Source organism: Streptomyces sp. NPDC047117, from assembly GCF_040643545.1.
In the GTDB taxonomy this organism is placed as follows: domain Bacteria; phylum Actinomycetota; class Actinomycetes; order Streptomycetales; family Streptomycetaceae; genus Streptomyces.
In genome coordinates, this window is the sequence record NZ_JBEYUN010000001.1 from 362,475 (window position 1) to 385,684 (window position 23,210).

26 protein-coding genes are annotated in these 23,210 nt (G+C 71.6%); 13 read left to right on the forward strand and 13 right to left on the reverse strand.

Annotated features, from left to right (window positions below):
- Window positions 1-233 precede the first annotated feature (233 nt).
- Both ABZ840_RS01670 and ABZ840_RS01675 read right to left on the reverse strand, forming a co-directional pair.
- Entirely contained in the window at window positions 234-719 is a 486-nt protein-coding gene (locus ABZ840_RS01670) for a molybdopterin-dependent oxidoreductase (RefSeq protein WP_361551538.1), read from the reverse strand.
- 201 nt (window positions 720-920) lie between these two features.
- Window positions 921-1,313, reverse strand: a complete 393-nt coding sequence (locus tag ABZ840_RS01675) for a helix-turn-helix transcriptional regulator (RefSeq protein WP_361551541.1) — start codon at window positions 1,311-1,313, stop codon at window positions 921-923.
- A 97-nt stretch (window positions 1,314-1,410) separates the two neighbouring features.
- On the opposite strand from ABZ840_RS01675, the gene ABZ840_RS01680 reads away from it, so the two are divergent.
- Window positions 1,411-1,992: a GNAT family N-acetyltransferase gene (locus ABZ840_RS01680; RefSeq protein ID WP_361551544.1), complete on the forward strand. Its 582-nt coding sequence runs from the start codon at window positions 1,411-1,413 to the stop codon at window positions 1,990-1,992.
- Between the two features lie 79 nt (window positions 1,993-2,071).
- Window positions 2,072-3,313, forward strand: a complete 1,242-nt coding sequence (locus ABZ840_RS01685) for a 4-hydroxybenzoate 3-monooxygenase (protein WP_361551547.1) — start codon at window positions 2,072-2,074, stop codon at window positions 3,311-3,313.
- Window positions 3,314-3,387: 74 nt separating this feature from the next.
- On the opposite strand, the gene ABZ840_RS01690 is transcribed toward ABZ840_RS01685, so the two are convergent.
- Both ABZ840_RS01690 and ABZ840_RS01695 read right to left on the reverse strand, forming a co-directional pair.
- Window positions 3,388-3,969, reverse strand: coding sequence for a YbaK/EbsC family protein (locus ABZ840_RS01690; protein WP_361551550.1), 582 nt, complete (start codon window positions 3,967-3,969; stop codon window positions 3,388-3,390).
- A 56-nt stretch (window positions 3,970-4,025) separates the two neighbouring features.
- Window positions 4,026-4,598: an XRE family transcriptional regulator gene (locus ABZ840_RS01695; RefSeq protein ID WP_361551553.1), complete on the reverse strand. Its 573-nt coding sequence runs from the start codon at window positions 4,596-4,598 to the stop codon at window positions 4,026-4,028.
- Window positions 4,599-4,772: 174 nt separating this feature from the next.
- Between ABZ840_RS01695 and ABZ840_RS01700 the strand changes: the two genes are divergently transcribed.
- The gene (locus ABZ840_RS01700) at window positions 4,773-5,642 is read left to right on the forward strand and encodes an EamA family transporter (RefSeq protein WP_361551556.1); all 870 of its coding nucleotides are present in this window, start codon (window positions 4,773-4,775) and stop codon (window positions 5,640-5,642) included.
- Here ABZ840_RS01700 and ABZ840_RS01705 read toward each other — a convergent pair.
- Window positions 5,598-6,389 carry an acyltransferase gene (locus ABZ840_RS01705; RefSeq protein ID WP_361551559.1) on the reverse strand — a complete coding sequence of 264 codons (792 nt, stop codon included), beginning with the start codon at window positions 6,387-6,389 and terminating at the stop codon, window positions 5,598-5,600. The genes ABZ840_RS01700 and ABZ840_RS01705 overlap by 45 nt on opposite strands.
- Window positions 6,390-6,702: 313 nt before the next feature.
- Between ABZ840_RS01705 and ABZ840_RS01710 the strand changes: the two genes are divergently transcribed.
- Window positions 6,703-7,122 (forward strand): PPOX class F420-dependent oxidoreductase, encoded by a 420-nt coding sequence (locus tag ABZ840_RS01710; RefSeq protein WP_361551562.1) that lies wholly within the window; start codon window positions 6,703-6,705, stop codon window positions 7,120-7,122.
- A gap of 109 nt (window positions 7,123-7,231) precedes the next feature.
- Here ABZ840_RS01710 and ABZ840_RS01715 read toward each other — a convergent pair whose 3' ends face one another.
- The 3 genes from ABZ840_RS01715 to ABZ840_RS01725 form a co-directional block, all read right to left on the reverse strand.
- Window positions 7,232-7,768 (reverse strand): gamma carbonic anhydrase family protein, encoded by a 537-nt coding sequence (locus ABZ840_RS01715; RefSeq protein ID WP_361551565.1) that lies wholly within the window; start codon window positions 7,766-7,768, stop codon window positions 7,232-7,234.
- Window positions 7,769-7,947: 179 nt separating this feature from the next.
- Window positions 7,948-8,616 (reverse strand): DedA family protein, encoded by a 669-nt coding sequence (locus ABZ840_RS01720; protein ID WP_361551568.1) that lies wholly within the window; start codon window positions 8,614-8,616, stop codon window positions 7,948-7,950.
- Window positions 8,617-8,852: 236 nt separating this feature from the next.
- Window positions 8,853-9,308, reverse strand: coding sequence for a DUF4442 domain-containing protein (locus ABZ840_RS01725; RefSeq protein ID WP_361551571.1), 456 nt, complete (start codon window positions 9,306-9,308; stop codon window positions 8,853-8,855).
- A gap of 160 nt (window positions 9,309-9,468) precedes the next feature.
- On the opposite strand from ABZ840_RS01725, the gene ABZ840_RS01730 reads away from it, so the two are divergent.
- Entirely contained in the window at window positions 9,469-10,488 is a 1,020-nt protein-coding gene (locus tag ABZ840_RS01730; RefSeq protein ID WP_361551574.1) for a hypothetical protein, read from the forward strand.
- Between the two features lie 86 nt (window positions 10,489-10,574).
- On the forward strand, window positions 10,575-11,927 hold the full coding sequence (locus ABZ840_RS01735; RefSeq protein ID WP_361551577.1) for an MFS transporter: 1,353 nt from the start codon (window positions 10,575-10,577) through the stop codon (window positions 11,925-11,927).
- On the opposite strand, the gene ABZ840_RS01740 is transcribed toward ABZ840_RS01735, so the two are convergent.
- The 3 genes from ABZ840_RS01740 to tuf form a co-directional block, all read right to left on the reverse strand.
- Window positions 11,914-12,786: a fused MFS/spermidine synthase gene (locus ABZ840_RS01740; protein ID WP_361552340.1), complete on the reverse strand. Its 873-nt coding sequence runs from the start codon at window positions 12,784-12,786 to the stop codon at window positions 11,914-11,916. The genes ABZ840_RS01735 and ABZ840_RS01740 overlap by 14 nt on opposite strands.
- Window positions 12,787-12,905: 119 nt before the next feature.
- The gene (locus ABZ840_RS01745) at window positions 12,906-13,811 is read right to left on the reverse strand and encodes a patatin-like phospholipase family protein (protein WP_361551580.1); all 906 of its coding nucleotides are present in this window, start codon (window positions 13,809-13,811) and stop codon (window positions 12,906-12,908) included.
- Window positions 13,812-14,188: 377 nt separating this feature from the next.
- A complete protein-coding gene (gene tuf / locus ABZ840_RS01750; RefSeq protein ID WP_361551583.1) occupies window positions 14,189-15,523 on the reverse strand; it encodes an elongation factor Tu in 1,335 nt (444 codons plus the stop codon).
- A gap of 367 nt (window positions 15,524-15,890) precedes the next feature.
- Here tuf and ABZ840_RS01755 point away from each other — a divergent pair, with 367 nt between their 5' ends.
- Both ABZ840_RS01755 and ABZ840_RS01760 read left to right on the forward strand, forming a co-directional pair.
- A complete protein-coding gene (locus tag ABZ840_RS01755) occupies window positions 15,891-16,241 on the forward strand; it encodes an SDR family oxidoreductase (RefSeq protein ID WP_361552343.1) in 351 nt (116 codons plus the stop codon).
- Window positions 16,242-16,341: 100 nt separating this feature from the next.
- A complete protein-coding gene (locus tag ABZ840_RS01760) occupies window positions 16,342-17,052 on the forward strand; it encodes a TVP38/TMEM64 family protein (protein WP_361551586.1) in 711 nt (236 codons plus the stop codon).
- A gap of 289 nt (window positions 17,053-17,341) precedes the next feature.
- Here ABZ840_RS01760 and ABZ840_RS01765 read toward each other — a convergent pair whose 3' ends face one another.
- Window positions 17,342-17,818, reverse strand: a complete 477-nt coding sequence (locus ABZ840_RS01765) for an ATP-binding protein (RefSeq protein WP_361551589.1) — start codon at window positions 17,816-17,818, stop codon at window positions 17,342-17,344.
- Between the two features lie 173 nt (window positions 17,819-17,991).
- On the opposite strand from ABZ840_RS01765, the gene ABZ840_RS01770 reads away from it, so the two are divergent.
- The 4 genes from ABZ840_RS01770 (at window position 17,992) to ABZ840_RS01785 (ending at window position 21,781) form a co-directional block, all read left to right on the forward strand.
- Window positions 17,992-19,269, forward strand: coding sequence for a helix-turn-helix transcriptional regulator (locus ABZ840_RS01770; RefSeq protein WP_361551592.1), 1,278 nt, complete (start codon window positions 17,992-17,994; stop codon window positions 19,267-19,269).
- Window positions 19,270-19,391: 122 nt separating this feature from the next.
- Window positions 19,392-19,907, forward strand: a complete 516-nt coding sequence (locus tag ABZ840_RS01775; protein WP_361552345.1) for a flavoprotein — start codon at window positions 19,392-19,394, stop codon at window positions 19,905-19,907.
- A 636-nt stretch (window positions 19,908-20,543) separates the two neighbouring features.
- The gene (locus ABZ840_RS01780) at window positions 20,544-21,419 is read left to right on the forward strand and encodes an undecaprenyl-diphosphate phosphatase (RefSeq protein ID WP_361551595.1); all 876 of its coding nucleotides are present in this window, start codon (window positions 20,544-20,546) and stop codon (window positions 21,417-21,419) included.
- Between the two features lie 203 nt (window positions 21,420-21,622).
- Complete coding sequence (locus ABZ840_RS01785; RefSeq protein ID WP_361551598.1) at window positions 21,623-21,781, forward strand: hypothetical protein; 159 nt, start codon at window positions 21,623-21,625, stop codon at window positions 21,779-21,781.
- Window positions 21,782-21,805: 24 nt separating this feature from the next.
- Here the strand turns inward: ABZ840_RS01785 and ABZ840_RS01790 are convergent, their stop codons facing one another.
- On the reverse strand, window positions 21,806-22,207 hold the full coding sequence (locus tag ABZ840_RS01790; RefSeq protein WP_361551601.1) for a DUF4234 domain-containing protein: 402 nt from the start codon (window positions 22,205-22,207) through the stop codon (window positions 21,806-21,808).
- 277 nt (window positions 22,208-22,484) lie between these two features.
- Between ABZ840_RS01790 and ABZ840_RS01795 the strand changes: the two genes are divergently transcribed.
- Window positions 22,485-22,895 (forward strand): NUDIX hydrolase, encoded by a 411-nt coding sequence (locus ABZ840_RS01795; protein WP_361551604.1) that lies wholly within the window; start codon window positions 22,485-22,487, stop codon window positions 22,893-22,895.
- Window positions 22,896-23,210: the final 315 nt, after the last annotated feature.

The window sequence follows — 23,210 nt, forward strand, 5'->3', positions numbered from 1 at the left end:
GGTCACACGACCGGCCCCGCCCGCCGCGATTGCGGCGGCCCATTGCCGCCCATGTGCCCATCGCATAATCGTTGGTCAGGAGTTCCGTCGCAGTTGCCCAAGGACTGACAAAACATCAGGCACCCCACGGACACCAGCCGTCGGCCACCGCATCACCGATGGCCGGATCCGCACACGCCGGCCCGCCGGCGGCCGCCCGCGCACGCGGAAGGGGCCGCCGGCGGGCCGTGGGATCAGTGGTCGGCGGGCAGCCGGAAGGCGCTGAGCCGGATGCGGGTGACGGCGCTGACGTAGCGCGCCCCGCAGCGGTCGGACGGGACCACGAGCTGCGTGCCGGCGGTGTCGAGCTCCTCGTCGTCGAGGTGGGTCGCCAGCACCGGCGTGTTGCCGAAGTCGGCGTCGATCTCCGCCCAGGACACGACGGCGTGGTGCGTGTCCATGCCGCTGACGGACAGCAGGAAGCGGGAGCGTTCCTTGCGCCGGCGGGGGTCGAACGTGGGGCGGGCGGCCGCGACCACCTCGCGCAGCAGCGGCCCCTGGAAGACGTGGTGCTGCGGCCCGTTGGTGGCGCAGTCGAAGACGACCTCCGCACGGTGCTGCGCCCAGCCCGTCCGGAGGTCGGCGACGCTCAGTGTGACCGGCTGCGCGACGTCGCCGCACAGTTCGAAGGTGCACCTCTGCACGGTGTGCGCAGGGAGCGAAGCGGTGCGCCTGCCCATCGATTCCCCCTCGGAAGGTTGGTGCGGCGGCCACATCAAGTGATACCCAACTCACCCCCTACGAGCCACACCTGCGACCTTGTTACCCGCAAGCAGCTCGCATTTGTGAGCTTGGTACGAAGTTCCGCGTGCGGGCTTCCCGGCTCATCCGCCAAGCGCCCGGCGCTCGACCGGACGGCGCTCGACCGGACAGCCCATCCGTCAGTCGAGGTCGATTTGGACATTCGTCGACTTCGCCCGTGCCCTGACGGTCACGCCCACGGCAAGGCCGAGTTCCTCGACCGATTCACGCGTCACCAGCGAGACCAGCCGGTGCGGCCCCGCCTGCACCTCGACCTGCGCGACCACGTCGTCCATCACCACCCCGGTGACGATGCCGACGAAGGAGTTCCGCACGGACGTGGTCACGCCGTCCTCCCACTGCGCACCCGCGGCCCGCTCCCGCGCGAACGCCGCGAGGCCCGCACCGTCGATGACCCGGTTGCCCGAGCCGTCCCGGTCCATGGCCAGTCGCCCGCCGTCCGCCCAGCGCCGGACGGTCTCGGCACTCACCCCGAGCAACGCTGCTGCTTGTCCAATGCTGTACGACGGCACACCGGCACTCTAATACCGAGGACGGGACCGCCTGACGGGCCTGTCCGGCCTGCGGAATTCCCAGCTCGTGGGAACGCGCGTGCGCTAGCGTCCCGGCATGATCGAGATTCGACAGGCGGGGCCCGAGGACGCCGAAGAGCTGGTACGGCTGCGCCGGCTGATGTTCGCCGCGATGGACGGCACCGACCGGCCGGGAGACTGGGAGAAGGCAGCCGTGAGCATCGTGCGGCAGCAGCTGTCGGGCGACCGGCCGGTCCTCGGCGCCTTCGTGATCGACGCGGACGCCGCGGAGGCGGCGGGCGACGCGGAGGCGGCGGGCGACGCGGACAGCGCCCGCCGCACGAACGGCGCGGCGAGCGCCCGTTCCGTCAAGCGGCTCGCCGCGTGTGCCGTGGGGACCGTCGAGCAGCGGCTGCCCGCGCCGCAGCACCCCACGGGGCGGTTCGCCTTCATCTTCAACGTGTGCACGGACGCCGAGTATCGCGGGCGCGGCTACGCCCGCGCGACCACCGAAGCGCTGCTGGAGTGGCTGGCCGGGCAGGGCGTGTCCCGTATCGATCTGCATGCCACGGACGAGGCGGAGGCCCTGTACCGGAGCCTCGGCTTCGCGGAGCACTCGACCGCCCTGTCCCTGGACGCCCGTACCTTCCGGCGGAGTCCGGCTCCGGACCGCGCCTGACCCACCTGACGCATCCGACCAGGGACTTCGGCCATACACTGCCACCCGGTTCTGCCCCCGTACGAAGGGAACCGACACCGTGGCCGACGCCGCCGCCCCCTCCTCCTCCGGCTCCGCCGAGGAGACGCACCGCACCTCCGTCGCCATCATCGGCGCCGGCCCCGCCGGGCTCACGCTCGCCAACGTCCTGCGCGCCGCCGGTGTCGACTGTGTCGTACTGGAGGCGGAGAGCCGGGAGTTCATCGAGCAGCGGCCGCGGGCCGGCTTCATCGAGGAGTGGCTGGTCCACGCCCTGGAGCGGCATGGGCTTGCCGACGGGCTGCGGGAACGGGCCGAGCGCCAGCGGACGTTCGAGTTCCGGTGGGGCGGGGAGCGGCACGTGGTGGAGCCGGGCCGGTTCTCCGGGCAGAGCCATTTCGTGTACCCGCAGCCGCTGCTGGTGACCGATCTGGTGGCCGCCTACGCGGACGCGGCGGGCGGCGACATCCGCTTCGGCGTACGGGACGTCCGCCCGGCCGGCATCGACACCGACCGGCCGTCCGTCTCGTACACCGACCCGGAGAAGGGCGTGCGGCACCGCGTCGACTGCGCGTACATAGCGGGTTGCGACGGCGCCCGCAGCGTGGCGCGCGCCGCGATACCCGCCGAGGAACTCCGCATCTCCCGCCTGGACTACGGCATCGGCTGGCTCGCGCTGCTCGCCGAGGCCCCGCCGTCCGCCGAGGGCGTCGTCTTCGGCCTGCACGAGCGCGGATTCAGCGCCCACATGGCGCGCACACCCGAGGTCACCCGTTACTACCTGGAGTGCCCGCCGGGCGACGACCCGGCGAACTGGCCGCACGACCGCATCTGGAGCGAACTCCGTACGCGCCTGGCGGCGGCCGGCGCCCAGCCGCTCAGCGAGGGCCGGATCATCGAGAAGACGGTCCTCGACATGCACAACTACGTGGTCGAGCCGATGGGGTACGGCCGTGTGTACCTGGCCGGCGAGTCCGCCCACCTGGTCGCGCCGATCGCGGCCAAGGGCATGAACCTGGCGATCCACGATGCCCTGTTGCTCGCCCGGGCGCTCATCAGCGCCTGCACGACGGGGGACGACGCCGGGCTCGCCCGCTACTCGGACGCCTGCCTGCAGAAGATCTGGCAGTACCAGGAGTTCTCGCAGTGGCTGTCCGACGTGATGCACGGCGCGTCGTCCGGCGACCGGTTCCGCGCGGGCACAGCGGAGGCCCGGCTGCGTCAGCTGTTCGCCTCGGACGCGGCGGCCGCGGCCTTCGGCGAGACGTACCTCGGCTCGGCGACGGACATCGAAACGCTCTGAGCGACCACCGACAACCGGCCGCCCCGGGCGCCGGCCCGGCGCCCGGCATCCCGCATCCCGCATCCCGCCGCCGCTCAGCCCGCGGCGCGCCCCAGTCCCTCCAGGACGCGGGCGCCCGGCAGGGAGGCGAGGGCCTTGCCCGGGACGATGAGCTTGCCGCGCCGGGCCCCGCTGCCGATCAGGAGGTACGGCGCGTCGGCGACCGCCGCGTCCACCAGCAGCGGCCAGTCGGCGGGCAGCCCGATGGGGGTGATGCCGCCGTACTCCATGCCGCTCTGGCCGACCGCGGTGTCCATCGGGGCGAACGATGCCTTGCGGGCGCCGAGCTCGCGCCGTACGACACCGTTGACGTCCACGCGCGTGGTGGAGAGCACGACACAGGCGGCGAGGGTGACGGTGTCGCCGCGCTTGCCCGCCACGACGACGCAGTTCGCGGACTGGTCGAGCAGCCAGGAGCCGTAGTGCTCGACGAGGAGCGCGGTGTCGGCGATGGCCGGGTCGGTGTCCACGTGGTGGAGCTGCTGGACGTCCACCGGGCTCTGCCAGTCGCGGATCGCCGTGGCGACGGGCTCGGGCAGCAGCTCCGCGCACTCGACGGCCGGCCGGACCTCTTCGAAAGCGTCCAGGGGCGTACGCGAGGGGGAAGGTGTCGACATGCCCGTCAAGCTAACAGCCACACGAACACAGTTGACTCCTGTCTCGGCTCCCGGACTCAGCGCCCCGACGGCACGCTCACCGACATGACCATCTCCACGGTCTCTGCGCCGTCGTTGCCGTACTCGTGCGGGAGGGACGCCTCGAAGGCGGCCGAGGCGCCCGCCGGTACCCGGTGTTCGACGCCGTCCAGGACGAGCGTCAGCTCCCCCACGCGTACGTGGATCAGCTCCTTCGTCCCCGGCGGATGCGGGTCGGACGTGCTGCGGTCGCCCGGCATCAGCCGCCAGTCCCACAGCTCGAACGGGCCGGGCGCCTCCGTGCCGACGAGCAGCGAGGTGTGGCTGCCGGCCTCGGTCGACCACAGCCGCACGGCCTCGCCGGGCCCGACGAGCCGCAGCTGCGGCCCCTGGTCGTACTCCAGGAGCCTGGTGATGCTGATGCCCAGCGCGTCGGCGATCTTGACGGTCGTCCCCACACTCGGGTTCGTCCGGGCCTGCTCGATCTGAATGATCATGCCGCGGCTCACGCCCGCGCGGGCGGCGAGGGCGTCGAGCGTGTAGCCCCGCTCGCCGCGCCAGTGCTTGAGGTTGCGCGCCAGCGACTGCGTGAGCTGATCGAGATCCGTCACGTTCCCTCCAGTCCGGTTCGGTCGGGCCGCTTCACGGAGGCCCAGTGAAGGCCGGGTGAAGACCTGGCCCCCACCTCGCCAAGTTCAAAATATTCAATTACGTAGTTCAGTCTCCTGCACTACGCTCTCCTGTACTCCATCGTTCAGCACACTGTACTTGCGAGGTTCCACATCATGACCGCGGTATTGGCTCTGGCCACCAGTATTCTGTGGGGAGCCGCCGACTTCGGCGGCGGTCTGCTCACCCGGCGCATGCAGGCGCTGACCGTCGTGGTCGTCTCACAGGCGATCGCCGCGGTGGTGCTCGGCACGATCGTCGTCGCCACCGGCGCCTGGCACGCGGCCTCGCCCCGGCTGTGGTTCGCCGTCGCGGCGGGTGTCGTCGGCCCGGCGGCCATGCTCTGCTTCTACCGCGCCCTCGCGCTCGGCCCGATGGGCGTCGTCTCGCCCGTCGCCTCGCTCGGCTCCGTACTCGTCCCGCTCGGCGTCGGCTTCGCCCTGGGCGAGCGCCCCGGCCTGGTGCAGATCGCGGGCATGGTCGTGGCCGTCATAGGCGTGGTGCTGGCCGGCGGCCCGCAGCGCGGCGGCGGCTCCGTCACCAGCCAGGCGCTCGTCCTCACCCTCGTCGCGGCCTTCGGCTTCGGCGCGGTGATGGCCTTCATCTCCGAGGCGTCCACGACGGTGACCGGCCTGTTCCTCGCCCTGTTCGTGCAGCGTCTGTGCAACGTCGCCGTCGGGGGCGCCGCGCTGTACGTCGCGGTCCGGCGCGGCACGCCCGCGCTGCCCGAAGGCGGCACGTCCGTCATCCGTGCCGCGCTCCCCGCGCTGGCGTTCGTCGGCATCGCCGATGTCGCCGCCAACGGCACGTACGCGCTCGCCACGCACAGCGGCCCGGTGACCATCGCGGCCGTACTCGCCTCGCTCTACCCCGTCGTCACCGCGGTCGCCGCGATGGGCCTGCTCAAGGAGCGGCTGCGCGCCGTGCAGACAGCGGGCGCCTCACTGGCTCTCGCGGGTTCGGCGCTGCTCGCCGCCAGCGGATGACGCCGGGATCTGCGCCGCATCCCACTCCGCGAGCGCGAGCAACTGCTCCGGGGTGACGCCGTCGGGGATCGGCACCGGCGGCGGCGTACGCAGCGGGGGCTGCCAGCCCGCCGCCGGGTCCCAGGTGCGGACGACCTTGGCGGGCGCCCCGGCGACCACGGCGTGGTCGGGCACCTCGCCGCGCACCACCGCGCCCGCCGCGACCACCACGTTCCGGCCCAGCCGCGCGCCCGGCAGGATCACCGCGCCGGCGCCCAGCCAGGAGCCGGCGCCGATCTCGACGGGCGCGGTCCGCGGCCACTGCTTGCCCACGGGCTGCGCGGGGTCGTCGTACGAATGGTTGTCGCTGGTGATGTAGACGTACGGGCCGCAGTAGACCTCGTCGCCGACGGTGACGGTCTGCGAGGCGACGACATGGCTGCCGCGGCCGAGCACGACGCCGTTGCCCAGGCGCAGCACCGACTCCGGGCCGAGGTCGAGGCCCGGCATCATCCCGGCGGTCAGCGTGACCTGCTCGCCGATGATGCAGTACTCACCGAGCTCGATCCACTGCTCGCCGAAGACCGTGCCCTGCGGGAAGGCGAGCCGGGTGCCGCCCCCGATGCGGCGGAAGCGGTACGGTCCGGGGCGCTCGGCGGTCACCGCGCCGGCCTCCCGCACCCAGCGCGTGCCACGGTGCACGGCCCATGACGCGGCCCGGCGCCGCACGGCGCCGAGGGATGAGAACACGTTCTTCTTCGCTCGCACCCGCTCACCGTACTCACCGGTAGGCCAACCGCACCCCGCCGCGTCCTGTGATCTTCACCCCACGGCAACCCCCGGCCCGGCCCGGAGTCCCGGCTCGGCCACGACCTCCCCCAGGGACAGCAGGGTGGCGAACTGCCCGGCACCGGGCGGATTCGGTGGGGTCGGTACGGGATGCGGGAGCCGTGATGTGGCACGGTGCAGGTGCGTCTCGTGGTCCGGTCCGGTAGCCCGCCAGTACGGCCCTCCGTACGGTCCGGTTCCGGTGGCCGGGCCGTGCGACGCGGACGCACGCAACGAGGATGGAGAAGAGTCCATGTCGAATCCGCCGCTTCCCGAAGCCGCCGTCGCCATGCTGAAGAAGGCGAACCCGGCCGTCATCACCACCCTCCGGTCCGACGGCCAGCCGGTGTCCACGGCCACCTGGTACCTCTGGGACGACGGCCGGGTGCTGGTCAACATGGACGAGGGCCGCAAGCGGCTGAACCACGTACGCAGGGACCCGCGGGTCACGCTGACCGTGCTCGACGAGGAGAGCTGGTACACGCACATCAGCATCATCGGCCGCGTCGTCGAATTCCGTGACGACGAGGGCCTCGCCGACATCGACCGGCTCGCCCGGCAGTACCTCGGCAAGGAGTACCCCCAGCGCGACCGCAAGCGGGTCAGCGCCTGGATCGAGATCGACCGCTGGCACGGCTGGGGCACGCTCAAGGACAACAGCCAGCCCGGCTGAGCACTGCCGGCGGCAGCCGATCGGCACCGGCTACCGCGGAGTTGCCGAGGAAGCGGCCGCCTCCGCACGGAGGCGGCCGTCCTGTGCCGGGCGGCCGCCGTGCTGTACGTCAGTCGCCGTTCCGCACGGTCTCCCGGTGGCGCGCCGCGAGGTCGACGTAGACCGCGGCGTTCAGCTTGATGGACTCGCGCTCCTCGTCCGTCAGCTCGCGCTTGACCTTGGCCGGTACGCCGGCGACCAGCGAGCCGGGCGGCACCTGCATCCCCTGCGGGACCAGCGCCTGCGCGGCGACCAGCGAGCCGGCCCCGATCCGGGCCCCGTTCAGGACCGTGGCGCCCATGCCGACCAGGACGTCGTCCTCGATGGTGCAGCCGTGCAGTACGGCGTTGTGCCCGACCGACACCCGCTCGCCGACGCTGACCGGGAAGCCCGGGTCGACATGGACGGTGCAGTTGTCCTGGATGTTGCTCTCCGCGCCGATGGCGATGGGGCCGCCGTCGGCCCGCAGGACGCTCTGGTACCAGACGCTCGACCCGGCCGCCATGGTGACCTCGCCCAGTACGACGGAGGTGGGCGCGGTGAACGCCTCGGGGGCGATCTTCGGCTCCGGCCCGCCGACCCCGGAAATCAATGCCTGTCCCGCCATCGCTGTCTCCTCGTCACGTCTCGTGAGCACGCCGTGATCACGTCTCGTCGTCATGGCCTGCCGCCAAGGGCTGACGCCATGGCCTGTCGTCGCGCCGACAGCACCGTAGGCGACGTACGGGCGCGCTCCACCCCTGCTGGGGTGAAGATCACAAGGAAAAGGAAGCGGGAGCGGGCGGGCTACTCGGCGGCCGCGGAAGCCGCCGGCTGCTTCTCCTGGGCGCTCTGCTTCTCCTCATGGGCCGCGGCGGCCTTGGCCGCCCGGCGCTTCATGACGATCAGCGAACCGAGGCCGAAGAGGACCGCGGCGACCAGGCCCAGCCAGGAGAAGCGCTTCAGCCAGGGCTCGGCGACGATGCCGACGCTGTAGATCAGCGCGGTGGTGCCGCCGGCCCAGACGATGCCGCCCAGCACGTTGGCGATCAGGAACTTCCAGTACGGCATGCGCAGCACGCCCGACAGCGGTCCGGCGAAGATCCGCAGCAGGGCGATGAAGCGGCCGAAGAACACGGCCCACATGCCCCACTTGGCGAACTTCTCCTCGGCCATCGCGACGTGCTCGGGCCCGAAGTGGCGCGGGAACTTCCGCCCGGCCCAGTCCAGCAGCGGCTGACCGCCCTTGCGGCCGATCACATACCCGATGGAGTCACCGACGATCGCGCCGACCGTCGCGCACGTACCCAGCACGTACGGGTTGATGTGGTCCTGCGTGGCCGCCAGCAGCGACGCGCTGACAAGAACGATCTCGCCCGGCAGCGGGATGCCCAGGCTCTCCAGCCCGATGACCACCCCCACCAGGAGATAGACGCTCACCGCTGGTACGGACTCGAGCCACTCCTGGACGTGCAACGCGCCGTTCCTCCACCTCGTATCGGGCCCGCCGTGCGGGCCGCCCCCTGACGCGCGGTGCCGCGCGTCCGGGAAGCGTACTCGATCTGCTGGTCACGGCCGCAGCCCTCGCGCAGGACGCGGGGCAGGCAGCGGCCGTTCTTCCTTCAGATGGTGGGACGCAACGAGGAGCCCATCAGTTGCCCGCGATCCCGGTGGAATCGCGGGCGGTCTCCGGACGCCGCGACAGGAGCCGCTCAGCTGTTGGGGCGGAGCGTCCAGATGATGCTCATCTCGCCGGTCACGGCGCCGTCCTCGCGGGTGATCGCGATGTTGACCGGGAACTCGGGGCGCTTGCCCTCGTCCAGCTCGGCGATCACCTCGTCGACCGGCCGGCCCAGCTCGGCGGTGGCGGTGACCGGTCCCATGGCGAGCTTCTTGTAGCCGATCTCGGCGCGCACGGCGAGCGGCACGGCCCGGGAGAGCCGGCTGCCGAAGGCCGCCATCACGATGGCGCCGCTCGCGGACTCGGCGAGGGTGAACATCGCGCCGGCGTGCGGACCCCCGACGTGGTTGTGGAAGTCGGGCTGGTCGGGCAGCCGGACCACGGCGCGCTCGGCGGTGGTCTCGGTGAACTCCAGGTTCAGGGTGCGGGCCATCGGCACGGAGGCCGCCATCATCTCGCCGATCGTCGGCATGGTCTCGGAGGACATGGCGTCATGTTACCTACGAGTAGCACCGCTGAGAAGGGAAGCTCCGCGCCCGGCCGAAGTCGCCCGAAGCATCACGAAGCACATGTGAAGGTCAGGGTTCTGTCACGCTCGCCGGGGCAGCTGTGACACCTCCCACCTCGGCCCTTTATCGTTAGCGCCCATGTGGCCAGGACAGCAGCCGCCCGGGGGCGAGCAGAACCCGCAGGATCAGAACCCTTATCAGCAGCCGGGGTACCAACAGCCGAATCCGTACCAGCAGCAGGGTTACCAACAGCCGGGTTACCAGCAGCCCCACCCCTACCAGCACCCGACGCAGCCGCAGTGGCAGGGTCCGGGCGGGCCGCAGCCGCCCAAGAACAACGGCGACAACGAGAAGAAGACGACCGTGACGATCGCCATCGTCGCGGCGGTGGCGGTCGTGGCGGCCGCCGTGGTCACCGGCGTCTTCGTCCTCCAGGACGACGAGAAGAAGCCCGTCGCCCAGCAGGACCCGAAGCCCAGCAAGTCCGCGACGGCCGAGCCCTCGGAGCCGTCGGGCGACGTGAGTGCGAGCAGCGGTCCCGGCGGCGACCCGAACGCCCCCGACCAGCCGGTCGTCAAGGGCTGGCAGACGGTGATCAACTCCAAGCGGCACGTCGCCTTCGACGTCCCCACCAAGGACTGGACGACCTCCTCGCCGGACACCTACACCGGGTTCCAGGACGAGAAGGACAAGTCCGGTTTCCCCAAGACCCTCATCTCCATGACCGCACCGGCCTACTTCAAGGAAAACTGGTGCACCGTCAAGGACAAGGACGGCAACGAGTCCACCGCCTCGCTGGCCGGCACCGGCGTCAAGGGCGCGCAGGGCGCCAAGAGCCAGGGCGAGGCCGCCCAGAACGAGGCCCTGAACTGGGTCTGGGCCGGGTACGACCAGAAGAAGACCGGCACGTTCAAGGGGACCAAGGCCAAGTCCTTCAAGAGCGATCACGGCATCACCGGAAAGCTGTCCACGGCGACCGTGACCGGCGTGAAGAAGGACGGCAAGTGCGACTCGGACGGCAAGGCGTACGCGGTCACGTACACCGACACCACGGGTGAGTACGCGACCTGGATCCTCTACGCCGCCAAGGACGTCAAGGGCGAGATCGACGAGGCCACGGTCAAGAAGATCATGAGCTCCCTCCGGCCGCTGGAGTAGTCGGGCTCCGGCCGGCCCGGGTATCCACGGGCCGGCCGCGCGCAAATCCGAGTGACGCCTTCGGGCAAGAACGCGATGCTGTTGTGATGAAGATGAAGCGCCCTGCGTGGGCGGGGCGCAATTACACGCTGCTGACGGCCGCCGCCGTGGTCACCGGTCTCGGAAGTTCCGGGGCGCTGATCGCGGCGGCGTTCGCCGTGCTCGGCGCCGGCGGCTCGGCGACCGACGTCGGCCTGGTCGCCGCGGCCCGCACGGTCCCTCTGGTGATCTTCCTCCTCATCGGGGGCGCGATCGCCGACCGGCTGCCGCGGCACCGCGTGATGGTCGCCGCCAACGTCCTGAACTGCGTGTCCCAGGGCGCCTTCGCGCTGCTGGTGCTCGCCGGGGAACCCCGCCTCTGGCAGATGGCGCTGCTGTCCGCGCTCGGCGGCACCGGGCAGGCGTTCTTCGCGCCCGCCGCCGAGGGCATGGTGCTGGCCAGCGTCTCCGGCAAGCAGTCGGGACGCGCTTTCGCCGTCTTCCGCATGGGCATGAACGGCGCCAACATCGGCGGCGCCGCACTGGGCGGCGCCCTGATCGCGGCCGTCGGCCCCGGCTGGGTACTGGCGGTCGACGCCGCCGCCTTCGCCCTCGCCGGCGCGCTGCGCGCCTTCCTCGACGTACGGGGCGTGCCGCCGCGGGAACCGGGTGACGGCCTGCTCGCCGACCTCCGGGACGGCTGGCGCGAGGTCGTCTCGCGGCGGTGGCTGTGGTCGATCGTCCTGCAGTTCGCCATCGTCAACGCGGTCGTGGCGGCCGCCGAGGCGGTCTACGGGCCGCTGGTCGCGCAGGAACACCTGGGCGGTCCGGGCCCGTGGGGGCTGGCGCTCGCGGCGTTCGGCGCCGGTACGGTCGGCGGCGCGCTGCTGATGACCCGGTACAAGCCGCGGTACCTGCTGCGCGTGGGCACGCTGTGCGTCTTTCCGCTCGCCCTGCCGTCCGCCGCGCTGGCCGTGCCGCTGCCCGCCGGCGCGCTGACGGCCGTGATGTTCGGCGCGGGGATCGCGGTCGAGGTGTTCGCGGTGACGTGGATGATGGCGCTGCACCAGGAGATACCGGAGGAGAAGTTCTCCCGGGTCTCCTCGTACGACTGGCTCGGCTCCCTCGCCATGGTCCCGCTGGCCACCGCCCTCGCGGGCCCGGTCCAGGACCTGATCGGCCGCACCACAGCGCTGTGGGCGTGCTCCGCGCTGATCGCCCTGCTGACGGCGGCCGTGCTGTGCGTACGCGACGTACGGCAGCTGACGCGCCGGCCGGACACGGCACCGGGAGCCGAGGCGCAGCCCGGGGCGGAGTCCGCCCACGGGCCCGCCGACGGTGCCCCGGCCGACATCCCCGGTCAGGTCCCGGTGACCGGCCTCCCGACCTCCGCCGCCACGGACGACGTCACCCCACGCTGAACGCGCCGGTGGGCGGCTCGGGTGAAGGGACCGCGTCCGCGTCCCGTACCGGTTGCGCGTCACCGATGAGCTGCCGCAGCCGCGGGCCGTGTTCGACCCTGGCGGGGAAGGCGTCGGCCGCCACCCGCCGGGCGATCCCCGCCAGCGGCAGCTCGTCCTGCGAGGCGACGAGAACCGCGTTCCCGAACCGCCGGCCGCGCAGCACCGAAGGCTCCGCGATCAGACAGACCTGCGCGAAGACCGCCGCGTAGTTGGCGAGCTGGCCGCGCAGGAAGGTGAAGGGCGCGCTGTCGGCGAGGTTCGCCATGTAGCAGCCGCCGGGCCGCAGCGCCCGGCCCGCGGCCCGTGCGTACTCCGCCGACGTCAGATGCGCCGGCACCCGCGACCCGCCGAAGACGTCGGCGACGACGATGTCGGCGGAGGCCGCCGGCGCCGACTCCAGCGCGGCACGGGCATCCGCTGCGTGCACCGCTATGCCGCTGTCGGGCGGCAGCGGGAGGTGTTCCCGTACGAGGCCGAGCAGAGCGCGATCGGCCTCGATCACCTGTTGCCGTGAGCCGGGCCGGGTCGCGGCGAGGTAGCGCGGCAGGGCCAGCGCGCCGCCTCCGAGATGCAGCGCGTCCAGCGGGCGGCCGGGCTCGGCCACGGCGTCCAGCACGTGCCCGACCCTGCGGGCGTACTCGAACTCCAGGTACGTCGGCTCGTCCAGGTCCACGTACGACTGCGGAGCGCCGTCCACGGTCAGCAGCGCGGCCCTCGGCCGGTCCACGTCCGGCAGCAACTTGGCCGTACCGCAGTCCACTTCCCGCGTGACGGGCACGAGGGCCGCCTCGGGGGCGGCCACGGGACCGGGAGACATCGGGTCACCGACTACTGCCGGTGCGTTGTTGTTTCGCTCTGCCACCGTCCTATTGTGCGGTGTGCGGGGCGACTTCCGTACCCGCGCGGGCGGGGCCCGGCAGGGAGCGGCACCCGCCGTCAGCCCCCGTCCGTGCCCTCCCACACCCGGGCCGCCTCCGACACATGGGCAGCGGCCTGAACGCGGCCGGCGCGGGCCGCCGCCGCGCGCTTGGAGGGGTCCAGGACGTTCCGGCCGAAGGCCGCCCGCGCGGCGCGGTCCGGCGTGACGACCAGCACCTCGGCGCCGTCCGCCGCGAGCCGCGCGGCCTGCGTGCGGGGCGGCGCGACGGGGCCGCCGCCGGACGCCATCGGGGCGATCACCACGACGCGTCCGTAGCCCGCGGCGAGGTCCACGTTCGCGCACGAGTGGACGCCGCCGTCGATCCACCGGCGGTCCCCGATCGTCACGGGCGGCCAGACGCCCGGTACCGCGCAGCTCGCGGCGACCGCGTCGGCGAGCTTCACGCCGCTGCCCCCGTCGAAGACGCTGCGCTCCCCCGTGTACGCGTCCACGGCCGTGATCATCAGCCGCCTGGCCGGCCACTCCTGCGACAGCAGCCGCCCGGCGATCACCGCACGCTGGGTGTTCTCCGGCCCGGTACGGGCGGCCAGCGCCAGCCGTCCCATCCGCGCACCGAAGGTCACCGCGTCCCGCGACCGCAGCGCGATGGCCGCGAACCGGGCCATCGACACCGCGCCCATCCGGGCCGGCGCGCCGCCGCCCTGTGCGATCCCGGCGGCACCTGCGGATGCACCGACCGAAGGGCCGCTCGAAGCACCGGCCAGCTGCCGTTCGTACAGCTCCTCCAACGTCAGCTGCCCGGAGGTGAGCTGAGCGCCGACCAGGGATCCCGCGGACGTGCCGATGACGACATCGGCCGTGCAGAGGTTCACCCCCGCCTCGGCCAGTCCGGCGAGCATCCCGATCTCCCAGCCGATGCCTGTCAGCCCGCCACCGCCCAGCACCAACGCCGTACCCGCCATGCGTGCCGCTCTCCCATTTCTCGATGGTCCGACATTCCTCGCTCGTCAGCGGTCCCCTGCACCGGATGCCGCAAGTGCCCCGTGAGCGCCGCGAAGGCCCTGTGCGCCGGGCCCCGGGAACCCGGTGTCTCAAGGGTCCGCCGAACGTGCAGTCTTCCATCGAGAACGCGCCGCCGACAGGCCGCATCCGGACCCGGCCCGCACATCCGTACACGCGCGCTCCCGCACACGAAACTGCACGTGAACGAGGGTGTGCAAGTGCACGAGCGACCGCACGGTACGGCACAGCGGAGGTTCCTCCGGGGCAGCGCGCGAGCCTCTCCGGGAGGGCCCAGAGGCGGCGGAGCACACCGTCCCGGGGCCCTCCCGAAGGGCTGTCAGCCCACGTCCGGCAGACCGGAGTCCAGCAGCCGGGAGCTCGGCGGCCCGGAGTCCGGCAGCACGCTCCGGATCGTCCCGGCGCCCACCGTGCGGCCGCCCTCGCGGATGGCGAAGCCGAGGCCGGGCTCCACGGGCACGCCGCGGCCCAGCCGTACGGTGACGTGGACGGTCTCCCCCGGCCGGGCCGTACCGCGCTCCCCGAGGTCCAGCTCGCCCACGACATCGGCCGTGCGGAGGTAGAACTGCGGCCGGTATCCGGTCGACAGCGGCGTCCGCCGGCCGCCCTCCTCCGCGGACAGCACGTACACATCGGCGGTGAACACGCGGTACGGGGTGACGCTGCCCGGCGCCGCGATCACCTGGCCGCGGCGGACCGCGTCCCGGGCCACGCCGCGCAGCAGCAGCGCCACGTTGTCGCCGGCCTCCGCGTACTCCATCGGCTTGCCGAAGGTCTCCAGGCCGGTGACCACGGACGTCCCGCCCGTGCCGGCACCGTGTCCCGTCGAGCGCGCCGCGTCCGCCGTCCCCACGATCTCCACGTGGTCGCCCTTGCGTACGCGGCCACGCTCGACCGCGCCCGTGACGACCGTGCCCCGCCCGGTGATCGTCAGCACGTTCTCCACCGGGAGCAGGAACGGGGCGTCCACGTACCGCTCGGGAGTCGGCACGTACGTGTCCACCGCGTCCAGCAGCGCCTCGATGGCCGCCGTCCAGCGCGGGTCGCCCTCCAGGGCGCGCAGCCCGGAGACGCGGACGACCGGCACGTGCTCGCCGTCGTACCCGTTGGCGGCCAGCAGCTCGCGGACCTCCAGCTCCACCAGGTCGGTGAGTTCGGGGTCGCCGGCGTCGGCCTTGTTCAGGGCGACGACCAGGTGCCGCACGCCGACCTGCCGGGCCAGCAGCACGTGCTCGGCGGTCTGCGGCATGACCCCGTCGAGCGCGGAGACGACGAGGATCGCACCGTCGAGCTGTGCGGCGCCGGTGACCATGTTCTTGATGAAGTCGGCGTGGCCCGGCATGTCCACGTGCGCGTAGTGCCGGGTACTCGTCTCGTACTCGACGTGCGCGATGTTGATGGTGATGCCGCGGGCGCTCTCCTCCGGGGCCCGGTCGATGCGGTCGAACGGCACGTACGTACCGCTGCCGCGCTCGCTCAGGACCTTGGTGAGGGCGGCGGTCAGCGTGGTCTTTCCGTGGTCGACGTGGCCGATCGTGCCGATGTTGAGGTGCGGCTTGGTGCGCAGGTAGGCCGACTTGGCGCCGGGGGCCGCGCCGCGGGCGCGGGCCTGGGCGGGGTTGGGGGAAGGAGTGCGGGAAGGCGTGTGCGACATGGGTACGTGGTCTCCTCGCGCGCCCGGGCAGGCATGACGACGCTGCGGCGGCGCGGTGCTGCGGTGAGACGGCGGCTCGGCCGCCGTACGGACCCCCTGGTCCGGCCGACCCTCCCCCTGCGGGGCCCGCCGGACTGTCCGGGGAGGGTCAGCTTCGGACGCCGTCGAATGCGGCGCAGGAAACGGCTGCGGGGGCAGCGGCGGGAGGAATGACGGCAGCCTGCAGCGCGTCCGCGGCAGCGGACCTGAGCGCGTGGCAGGCGAACCGGGTCATGCCACAAAGGATCGCGGGCGAACGCCGCCGCGTCGACCGATTATTGCGGCGGGACGGCCATGCGCGTTCGGATATTGATCATTACGACCAAAAATCGAGGGCCTCGGTGCCAACCCCGGCCACTCGGCCTACTGCGCGACCAAGGCCGGGCTGCACGGTCTGCCCCGTGCCGTGGCGGTGGACCACGGGCATGAGGGCATCCGCTGCAACGCGGTGGCGCCCGGCTGGATCGGCACGGATCTGAACCTGGAGTTCGTCGACAGCATGCCGGACCCGGATGCCTTCCGGCGCGACATCGGCCGCATCCACCCGGTGGCCCGTACGGGAGAGCAGCAGGAAGTCGCCGCGCTCGTGGCCTTCCTCGCCGCCGACGAGGCGGGCTTCGTCACCGGACAAATCTACACGGTCGACGGAGGCCGCACGGCGAAGCTGAGCCTGCCGTGAGAGCGCTGATCACCGGCTGCTGCCACCTCGTTGCTCACGCTCGGTCACCCGTACACACTTATTACACCGTTCTGACACCCGGTTCGGTTACGCTCCCCTGATGCTCGACTCCGCTGCCCCGCCCGACGCCTTCGCCGTGCGCTGTACGCGGCTCCTCCTGTCGCCGTGGTCCCGCCTGGGACTGCTGGTCGCCCTGCTCGCCTGCGCCGCGGTCGCCATGGTCGTATGGCAACCGCAGCGCATGCTCGCCCATGGGTGGCCGCCGCAGCTCTCCGGCGGCACGGCCGTGGTGCTGTTCACGGTCGCCTACGGCCTGTGCACGACCGCTTTCGTGCCGCGCCCCGTACTGAACGCCGCGGCGGGCGCGCTCTTCGGCGCTCAGATCGGCACGCCGGCAGCGCTGCTGGGTACGGTGCTCGGCTCCGGGCTCGCGTTCGGCCTGGGCCGGCTGCTCGGCCAGGACGCGCTGCGCCCGCTGCTCCGTGCCCGCTGGCTGACCGCGGCCGACCGCCAGTTGAGCCGGCACGGCTTCCGTTCGATGCTGGCCATCCGGCTCTTCCCGGGCCTGCCCTTCGCGGCCACCAACTACTGCGCGGCGGTGTCCCGTATGCGGTGGCCCGCGTTCCTGCTCGCGACCGGGATCGGCAGCATCCCGAACACCGCCGCGTACGTCGTGGCCGGCGCGCAGGCGTCCAGTCCCACGTCGCCCGCGTTCCTGATCTCGATGGGCTTCATCGCCGTCACGGGCCTGGCGGCGGTCGCCGTGGCATGGTGGAAGCGCGGCGCCCTGCGCGGGAATTCGGAATCCTGACCCGAGTACGCGCACGACATGCGCACGCACGTGCATTCACCCGTGCACTCGCATCAGCATTCGCACAAACATCTGCATCGACATCTGGAATGCCCTTTTTCGCTCCGGCCGGAAGCCATACAGATGTCGATGCGCCGCTGAATGCGCCCCGGAATACGCCCCATTCCCTCCGCCGCGAGCGACAAGTGAGCCCGCATCGCCAACGGCGAACCGCATTCCCGTGATTTCGTTCAGTTCCGGTCAATCGCCAACGCGGTACGCGCCATTCCCCTTTTCCGCCACCACCGCATCAGACGCACCGGAGCGGAACGCGGGCACCGGCCATGTGCGCCGCCGTGCCACCTCCGGACGACGCGTGCGTGCCCGTACGCGGCACCCAGCCGACCGGGATCTCCGCCCAGCACCGCTTGCCCGTCGGCGTCCGCTCGGCACCGTGGTCGAGGGATAACGCCGCGACGAGGAACAGCCCTCGCCCGCCCTCGTCGTCCAGGTCCGCAAAGCACGCGCTCGGCAGCTCGGTACTGGAGTCGGAGACCTCGATCAGCAGGGCCTCACCGTGCAATCGGGCGCTGACGGCAACGGAGTCACCCCCCGCGTGCTGGACCGCGTTGGTGATCAATTCGCTGGTTACCAGTTCGACGTTCTGGAGTGACTGGGCGTCGAACTGCACGCTCCAGCTCCGTAAGTCGCTCACTACCCGGCGCCGCGCTGCTGCTGCGGCGGCGGGCGTACCAGGCACGGAGAAGCTGAGCCCGTGCGCTTGCATGAGTGGCCTCCTGACTGAGTGGGCAACTCAGGCAAGCAGCGATGTGGTGGCTGTGGCCAGATCGGACGTCGGCGATGCATCACTTATGCAGGAGTTGCATCACTCTCGATTATGGTTTCATTACGCTCGGTTGAGCAGTCAGGATCGGCGGCGGCAAAGGGGCCGTGGCACACATGGTCGACGCACAAAGTGAAGCGAAGAGGCTGGGCGAGGTGATCCGCCGGGCGCGGGTGCTGAAGAAGCGCTCGCAAGCGGATGTCGCCAGAGCCCTTGGCTATCACCAGTCGAAAGTGAGCCGCCTGGAAGGCGGCCGGGGCACCGAAGACACCCGATTGTTGCGAGAAGTCGCACAGGTTCTCGGTATTCCGCTGGACAGTCTCGGCCTTGCTGCCTCCCCGGATGCAAGCACCGCCGACCCTGAGGCAGAGGACATGTACCGCCGCACCTTCCTCGCCGCGAGCATCGCTGCGCTCGCGACGCCCGACGTACCCGCCCCCGTCGCCCATGACGAGCTGGTCCGTTCGCTTCTCCCCGGCCCGGGCAGGACGCCCGCCAGGCCGGCACTGAAACTCGCCGAGCTGAAGGAGCGGGTGGGCGCCGTCCGCCGGCTGTTCAGCACCTGCAGCTACAAGGAATTGGAGGGCACGATCCCCGGCGTGATCGCCGATCTGCGGAACGCGGCCGACCACAATTCGGCCGACGTTCCGCACCTTTCCGGCCTGCTTGCCACGGCGTACCAGACCGCGGCGGGCCTGCTGCTCAAGCAGAGCGACCACGGGAACGCCTGGCTCGCGGTCGGCCGCGCGATGGCGGAGGCCGAACGCTCGGAGGACCCGGTGGTCCTCGCGTCCAGCGTCCGCGTACAGGCCCACGTCCTGGTGCGCGAGAAGCACGCCGCGCAGGCCGTGGCGATCGTCCGGCACACCGCGGACCAGCTCTGCGGGTCCTACGACCGGCGCTCGTCGCAGTACCTGGCCGCCGTCGGGCTGATGCTGCTGCGCGGCGTCACCGCGGCCAGCAGCAGCGGCGACCGGGCGGCGACCCGCGAACTGCTGGACGAGGCGCGCGAGGTCGCCCGGTACGTCTCGCACGACCGGCCGGACGCCTGGGCCAACTTCAGCCCCACCAACGTGGAGCTGCACACCGTCAGCGCGTCCGTCTCGCTCGGCGACGCGGGGCAGGCGCTGGAGGCCGCGCGCCCCCTCATGCGCCGGAACATCCCCGTACCGGAGCGCCGCGCGGGGCTGTGGGTGGACGTGGCCCGCGCGTACAGCCAGCAGGGCAAGCTCGCCGACGCCTTCCAGGCGCTCCGGATCGCCGAACGCTGCGCCTCCCAGGACATCCGCCGGCCCGCGGTACGCGAAATGGTCGCCGACATGGCCGCCCGCGACCGCCACCGCGCCCTCCCGGAGCTGCACCACTTCAGCCGCCGCCTCGGAGCACCGGCGTGATCTGCCAGGACAGCCGGGAGCGCGGCACGGCGGAGACCGGCGGGGACGGCCGGGGGGAGGGCGGGTCGACCGTCCCCGCCGCCCCCGATCCCTCCCTCACAGCCTTCGAGAGCCGGCCGTTCCTGTACGTCATCCTCTGTGCCGCGGGCATCGCCGACGACGTCAGCAAGCTGATCACGACCGCGCAGCAGCGCACCTGGCGCGTCGGCGTCATCGCGACGCCACGCGGCCGGGAGTGCGTCGACGCGGCGGCCATCGAGGCGCAGACCGGCTATCCCGTGCGATCGGCGTGGCGCACACCGGGCGAGCCACGCCCGCTACCGCCCGCCGACGCGATCGCGGTCGCCCCCGCGACGTTCAACACGATCAACAAGTGGGCGCAGGGCATCGCCGACACGCTCGCCCTGGGCATCCTGTGCGAAGCGTATGGCTTCGGCATTCCCATCGCGGCGCTCCCCTACTTGAACGCCGCGCAGGCCGCGCACCCCGCCTATGCACAGAGCCTGACCCGGCTGCGCCGCATGGGCGTCCTGCTGGGCGACTACGCGCCGCATCAGCCCCGTACGGGCGGCGGCCGCCGCCTCTTCCGCTGGGAACAGGCCCTCGACCTGCTGGCACCGGCACTGGAACGGCGCTAGCCGACGGCGGACTGCAGCCGCCGGCACCCCGGCACCACTGAGCGGCAACCGGGCACTGGCGGCGTCACCGGCACCACTGAGCGACAACCCGGCACTGGCGGCGTCACCGGCACCACTGAGCGGGCCGCCCGCCGCGCCGGCCACCGGACGGCAACCGTCGTACCGCAAGTAACCCGGACCGGCCCCGCGCCAGTCCGGGTTCGGTGCAGCCACGGGCCCGCCGCCGTCGCGACCACCCCCTCGGCCCTCGCGGCCGCCGTCACCGCCGCCCGGCACCGCGCGGGGCCGGGCCGATCGCCTGTCGGACACTTCGGGGCGCTACGCTGCCCTACGACCGGCGCAAGATCGCGCCGCAGCCCGCCCACGAGCCACCCGAAGAACAGCTGTGCCATCAGTGACCCGCACGTGCGTCTGCACACGTTCGCGCTCCGCGTCCCGTGTCGCGTTCCGGGGTCGCCTGATGCTTCATCAGCTCCGCCAGCAAAGGGCCCGCCTGAGGACGACGACCACCACGACCCACTCCCCCGAACCGGCACGTACAGCGGTCGCACGCATGACGGCCGCCACCCCGAATTCCCCGCCGACCTGCACGATTGCCGGTCACGGCACGATCACCTTCCGGATGGCGTACTACCCATGTCTTGGTTTGAATCATTCATCCTTGGACTCGTCCAAGGCCTGACCGAGTTCCTTCCGATCTCCTCCAGTGCGCATCTGCGCCTGACCGCGGCCTTCGCCGGCTGGCACGACCCCGGCGCCGCGTTCACCGCGATCACCCAGATCGGTACCGAGACGGCCGTACTGATCTACTTCCGGAAGGACATCGTCCGCATCATCTCGGCCTGGGCCCGCTCGCTGGGCAACAAGGCGATGCGCCAGGACCACGACGCCCAGATGGGCTGGCTCGTGATCATCGGCTCCATCCCGATCGGCGTGCTCGGCGTCACCCTCAAGGACGCGATCGAGGGCCCCTTCCGCGACCTCCGCCTGATCGCCACCACCCTCATCGTGCTGGGCATCGTCCTCGGCATCGCCGACCGCCTGGCCGCACGCGACGAGACCGGCGGCCGGCACCGCGCCGCCAAGCAGCGCAAGACGCTCACCGACCTCGGCGTCAGGGACGGCCTGCTCTTCGGCGTCTGCCAGGCGATGGCCCTGATCCCCGGCGTATCGCGCTCGGGCGCCACGATCAGCGGCGGCCTGCTCATGGGGTACACCCGCGAATCCGCCGCCCGGTACTCCTTCCTGCTCGCGATCCCGGCCGTACTGGCCTCGGGCGTGTACGAGCTCAAGGACGCCGGTGAGGGCCACGTCTCCTGGCCCCCGACCATCTTCGCGACGATCATCGCCTTCGTCGTGGGCTACGCGGTCATCGCCTGGTTCATGAAGTTCATCACCACGAAGTCCTTCATGCCCTTCGTCATCTACCGCGTCCTGCTCGGCATCGCCCTGTTCATCCTGATCGGAGCGGGCGTCCTGAGCCCCCACGCCGGCGAGTCCGCGGGCGGCTGAACGAGCCTCCACGGCAGCTCACCCCGCCACCTCGTACCAGCGGCCCCGAGTCGTCGTCTCTCCCCGAGCGGTGAAGACGACGCCCCGGGGCCGACCCATGTCCACCGTCCCCGCCCCGCAGGCCACGTAATGACATCGCCTACTAAGAGAACTTTCATCGTCTGATCAGCCCAACTATCAGTACCTGCCCCTAGCATCGATACATGCCCACCGACCCCGCCGCCGAGGCGAACGAGGCGATCCGCGCCTTCATGCGCCGACGTGCGGGCCGGCCCCTGTGGCCGGACGAGCGGGCGGAGTACGAACAGCTGCTGGAGGCCTGGGTCATAGCCATCCGCAAGGACGACGCCGAGGCAGCCTAGCCCCCGCCCCCACGGTGACGCTGATCAGCGCTGCAGAGGTACCACCGTTCCCTCCGGCGGGTCGCCGTAGTGCCGCCAGATCTGGTTCAGCTCGTGCTGGTAGTACAGCGCCTGCAGGCCGGCGACGAACATGAGGATCAGCCCGATCCACGCATTGCAGCTGCCCTCCAGCCCCGCGGCCCGCTGCATGTGCGCGATCCGCTTGCCGGTGCGGTAGGTGGACACGAACGGCGGCACGATGATGATCCAGCCGATGAGCTGGGCGAGCATCGCCAGTACCGGATTGACGTCCAGCCGCCGGTCGAAGTCACGGGCCTCTCGGTTGATCTTGTAGTACCAGACGAAGAAGTAGATCCCGAGCGTGATCAGCGGCCAGATCAGCCACACGAGGAAGATGTTGCGCGCCTTGCCGGTGCGCCCGTCCATGCGACCTTCCATCCGACCTTCCATGGAGCCCTCCTCCAGGGACCGTCGACGGAGCCCTCCTCTGGAGCCCTCCTCCAGAACAACGGGCGGCCCTATGAATCCAGCCTGCTCCCGAGTCACCGCATGTGCACACCCGAAGCTCACCGGGTACGGGCGGTGCCCATCGGCATGTGCCCGTGTCGGCATCACGGGGCAAGCTTGTCAACAACACCGTCGCTCCTCGCCGTCACTCTCCGGCACCGTCACTGCTCCGACACCGTCTCCTCAGGAGGGATCGATGACCGAGCCCATGGACCGGCCGCCCATCGCCGCGGCGGTGGTCGTACGCAATGACCGTGTCCTGCTGATCCGCCGCCGCAACCCCGAAGGATCACTGGTGTGGCAGTTCCCGGCCGGCCAGATCGAGTCGGGCGAGACGCCGGAGTCGGCAGCGGTACGGGAAACCCTGGAGGAGACGGGCCTGCGGTCCCAGGTGGTCAGACTGCTGGGCAGGCGCTTCCATCCCGAGACGGGCCGGCTGCTGTCGTACGTAGCCTGCTCAGCGGTCGCCGGCGAGGCGCACGTCGCGGCGCCGGAGGAGCTGTCCGCCGTGGCCTGGGTCGCGCACGCCGACATACCGAGATACGTACCGCAGGGCCTGTTCGTCCCGGTACAGCAGTACCTGGACGGAACTCTGACCAGTCACTGACCCTCACCGCGCCGGCCCTCATCTGTCCCCCCCCCCGTACCCTTGTCCCTGCGAGGGGCCCCGGGATCACCGGGCGCTCCCCGTCGGCGGCCGTTTCCTGTGGTCCCGCCCTCCGCGCTGTCAGGGAGCGGGACCGGTCCGAGTAGCGCCAGCAGCTCGGATAGGAACATTGCTCACCGTAGCGGCGGCCACTGACAATCGCCGTCGACCCGGCTGCGCCACTCCGTCCACGGTCGGCCGGACCCAGGCGCCGACCTGCGCTTATTCCTGCCCGACCGCCACGGGTTCGCCCGTCCGGGTGACTCCTTGACGTAC

What these genes read in the sequence shown, in the direction of transcription:
- ABZ840_RS01670 (WP_361551538.1), bottom strand. Translation starts at nt 719, where the DNA reads ATGGGCAGGCGCACCGCTTCGCTCCCTGCGCACACCGTGCAGAGGTGC.
- ABZ840_RS01680 (WP_361551544.1), top strand. Translation starts at nt 1,411, where the DNA reads ATGATCGAGATTCGACAGGCGGGGCCCGAGGACGCCGAAGAGCTGGTA.
- ABZ840_RS01690 (WP_361551550.1), bottom strand. Translation starts at nt 3,969, where the DNA reads ATGTCGACACCTTCCCCCTCGCGTACGCCCCTGGACGCTTTCGAAGAG.
- ABZ840_RS01700 (WP_361551556.1), top strand. Translation starts at nt 4,773, where the DNA reads ATGACCGCGGTATTGGCTCTGGCCACCAGTATTCTGTGGGGAGCCGCC.
- ABZ840_RS01710 (WP_361551562.1), top strand. Translation starts at nt 6,703, where the DNA reads ATGTCGAATCCGCCGCTTCCCGAAGCCGCCGTCGCCATGCTGAAGAAG.
- ABZ840_RS01715 (WP_361551565.1), bottom strand. Translation starts at nt 7,768, where the DNA reads ATGGCGGGACAGGCATTGATTTCCGGGGTCGGCGGGCCGGAGCCGAAG.
- ABZ840_RS01725 (WP_361551571.1), bottom strand. Translation starts at nt 9,308, where the DNA reads ATGTCCTCCGAGACCATGCCGACGATCGGCGAGATGATGGCGGCCTCC.
- ABZ840_RS01730 (WP_361551574.1), top strand. Translation starts at nt 9,469, where the DNA reads ATGTGGCCAGGACAGCAGCCGCCCGGGGGCGAGCAGAACCCGCAGGAT.
- ABZ840_RS01735 (WP_361551577.1), top strand. Translation starts at nt 10,575, where the DNA reads ATGAAGATGAAGCGCCCTGCGTGGGCGGGGCGCAATTACACGCTGCTG.
- ABZ840_RS01740 (WP_361552340.1), bottom strand. Translation starts at nt 12,786, where the DNA reads ATGTCTCCCGGTCCCGTGGCCGCCCCCGAGGCGGCCCTCGTGCCCGTC.
- ABZ840_RS01745 (WP_361551580.1), bottom strand. Translation starts at nt 13,811, where the DNA reads ATGGCGGGTACGGCGTTGGTGCTGGGCGGTGGCGGGCTGACAGGCATC.
- tuf (WP_361551583.1), bottom strand. Translation starts at nt 15,523, where the DNA reads ATGTCGCACACGCCTTCCCGCACTCCTTCCCCCAACCCCGCCCAGGCC.
- ABZ840_RS01760 (WP_361551586.1), top strand. Translation starts at nt 16,342, where the DNA reads ATGCTCGACTCCGCTGCCCCGCCCGACGCCTTCGCCGTGCGCTGTACG.
- ABZ840_RS01765 (WP_361551589.1), bottom strand. Translation starts at nt 17,818, where the DNA reads ATGCAAGCGCACGGGCTCAGCTTCTCCGTGCCTGGTACGCCCGCCGCC.
- ABZ840_RS01770 (WP_361551592.1), top strand. Translation starts at nt 17,992, where the DNA reads ATGGTCGACGCACAAAGTGAAGCGAAGAGGCTGGGCGAGGTGATCCGC.
- ABZ840_RS01780 (WP_361551595.1), top strand. Translation starts at nt 20,544, where the DNA reads ATGTCTTGGTTTGAATCATTCATCCTTGGACTCGTCCAAGGCCTGACC.
- ABZ840_RS01785 (WP_361551598.1), top strand. Translation starts at nt 21,623, where the DNA reads ATGCCCACCGACCCCGCCGCCGAGGCGAACGAGGCGATCCGCGCCTTC.
- ABZ840_RS01790 (WP_361551601.1), bottom strand. Translation starts at nt 22,207, where the DNA reads ATGGACGGGCGCACCGGCAAGGCGCGCAACATCTTCCTCGTGTGGCTG.
- ABZ840_RS01795 (WP_361551604.1), top strand. Translation starts at nt 22,485, where the DNA reads ATGACCGAGCCCATGGACCGGCCGCCCATCGCCGCGGCGGTGGTCGTA.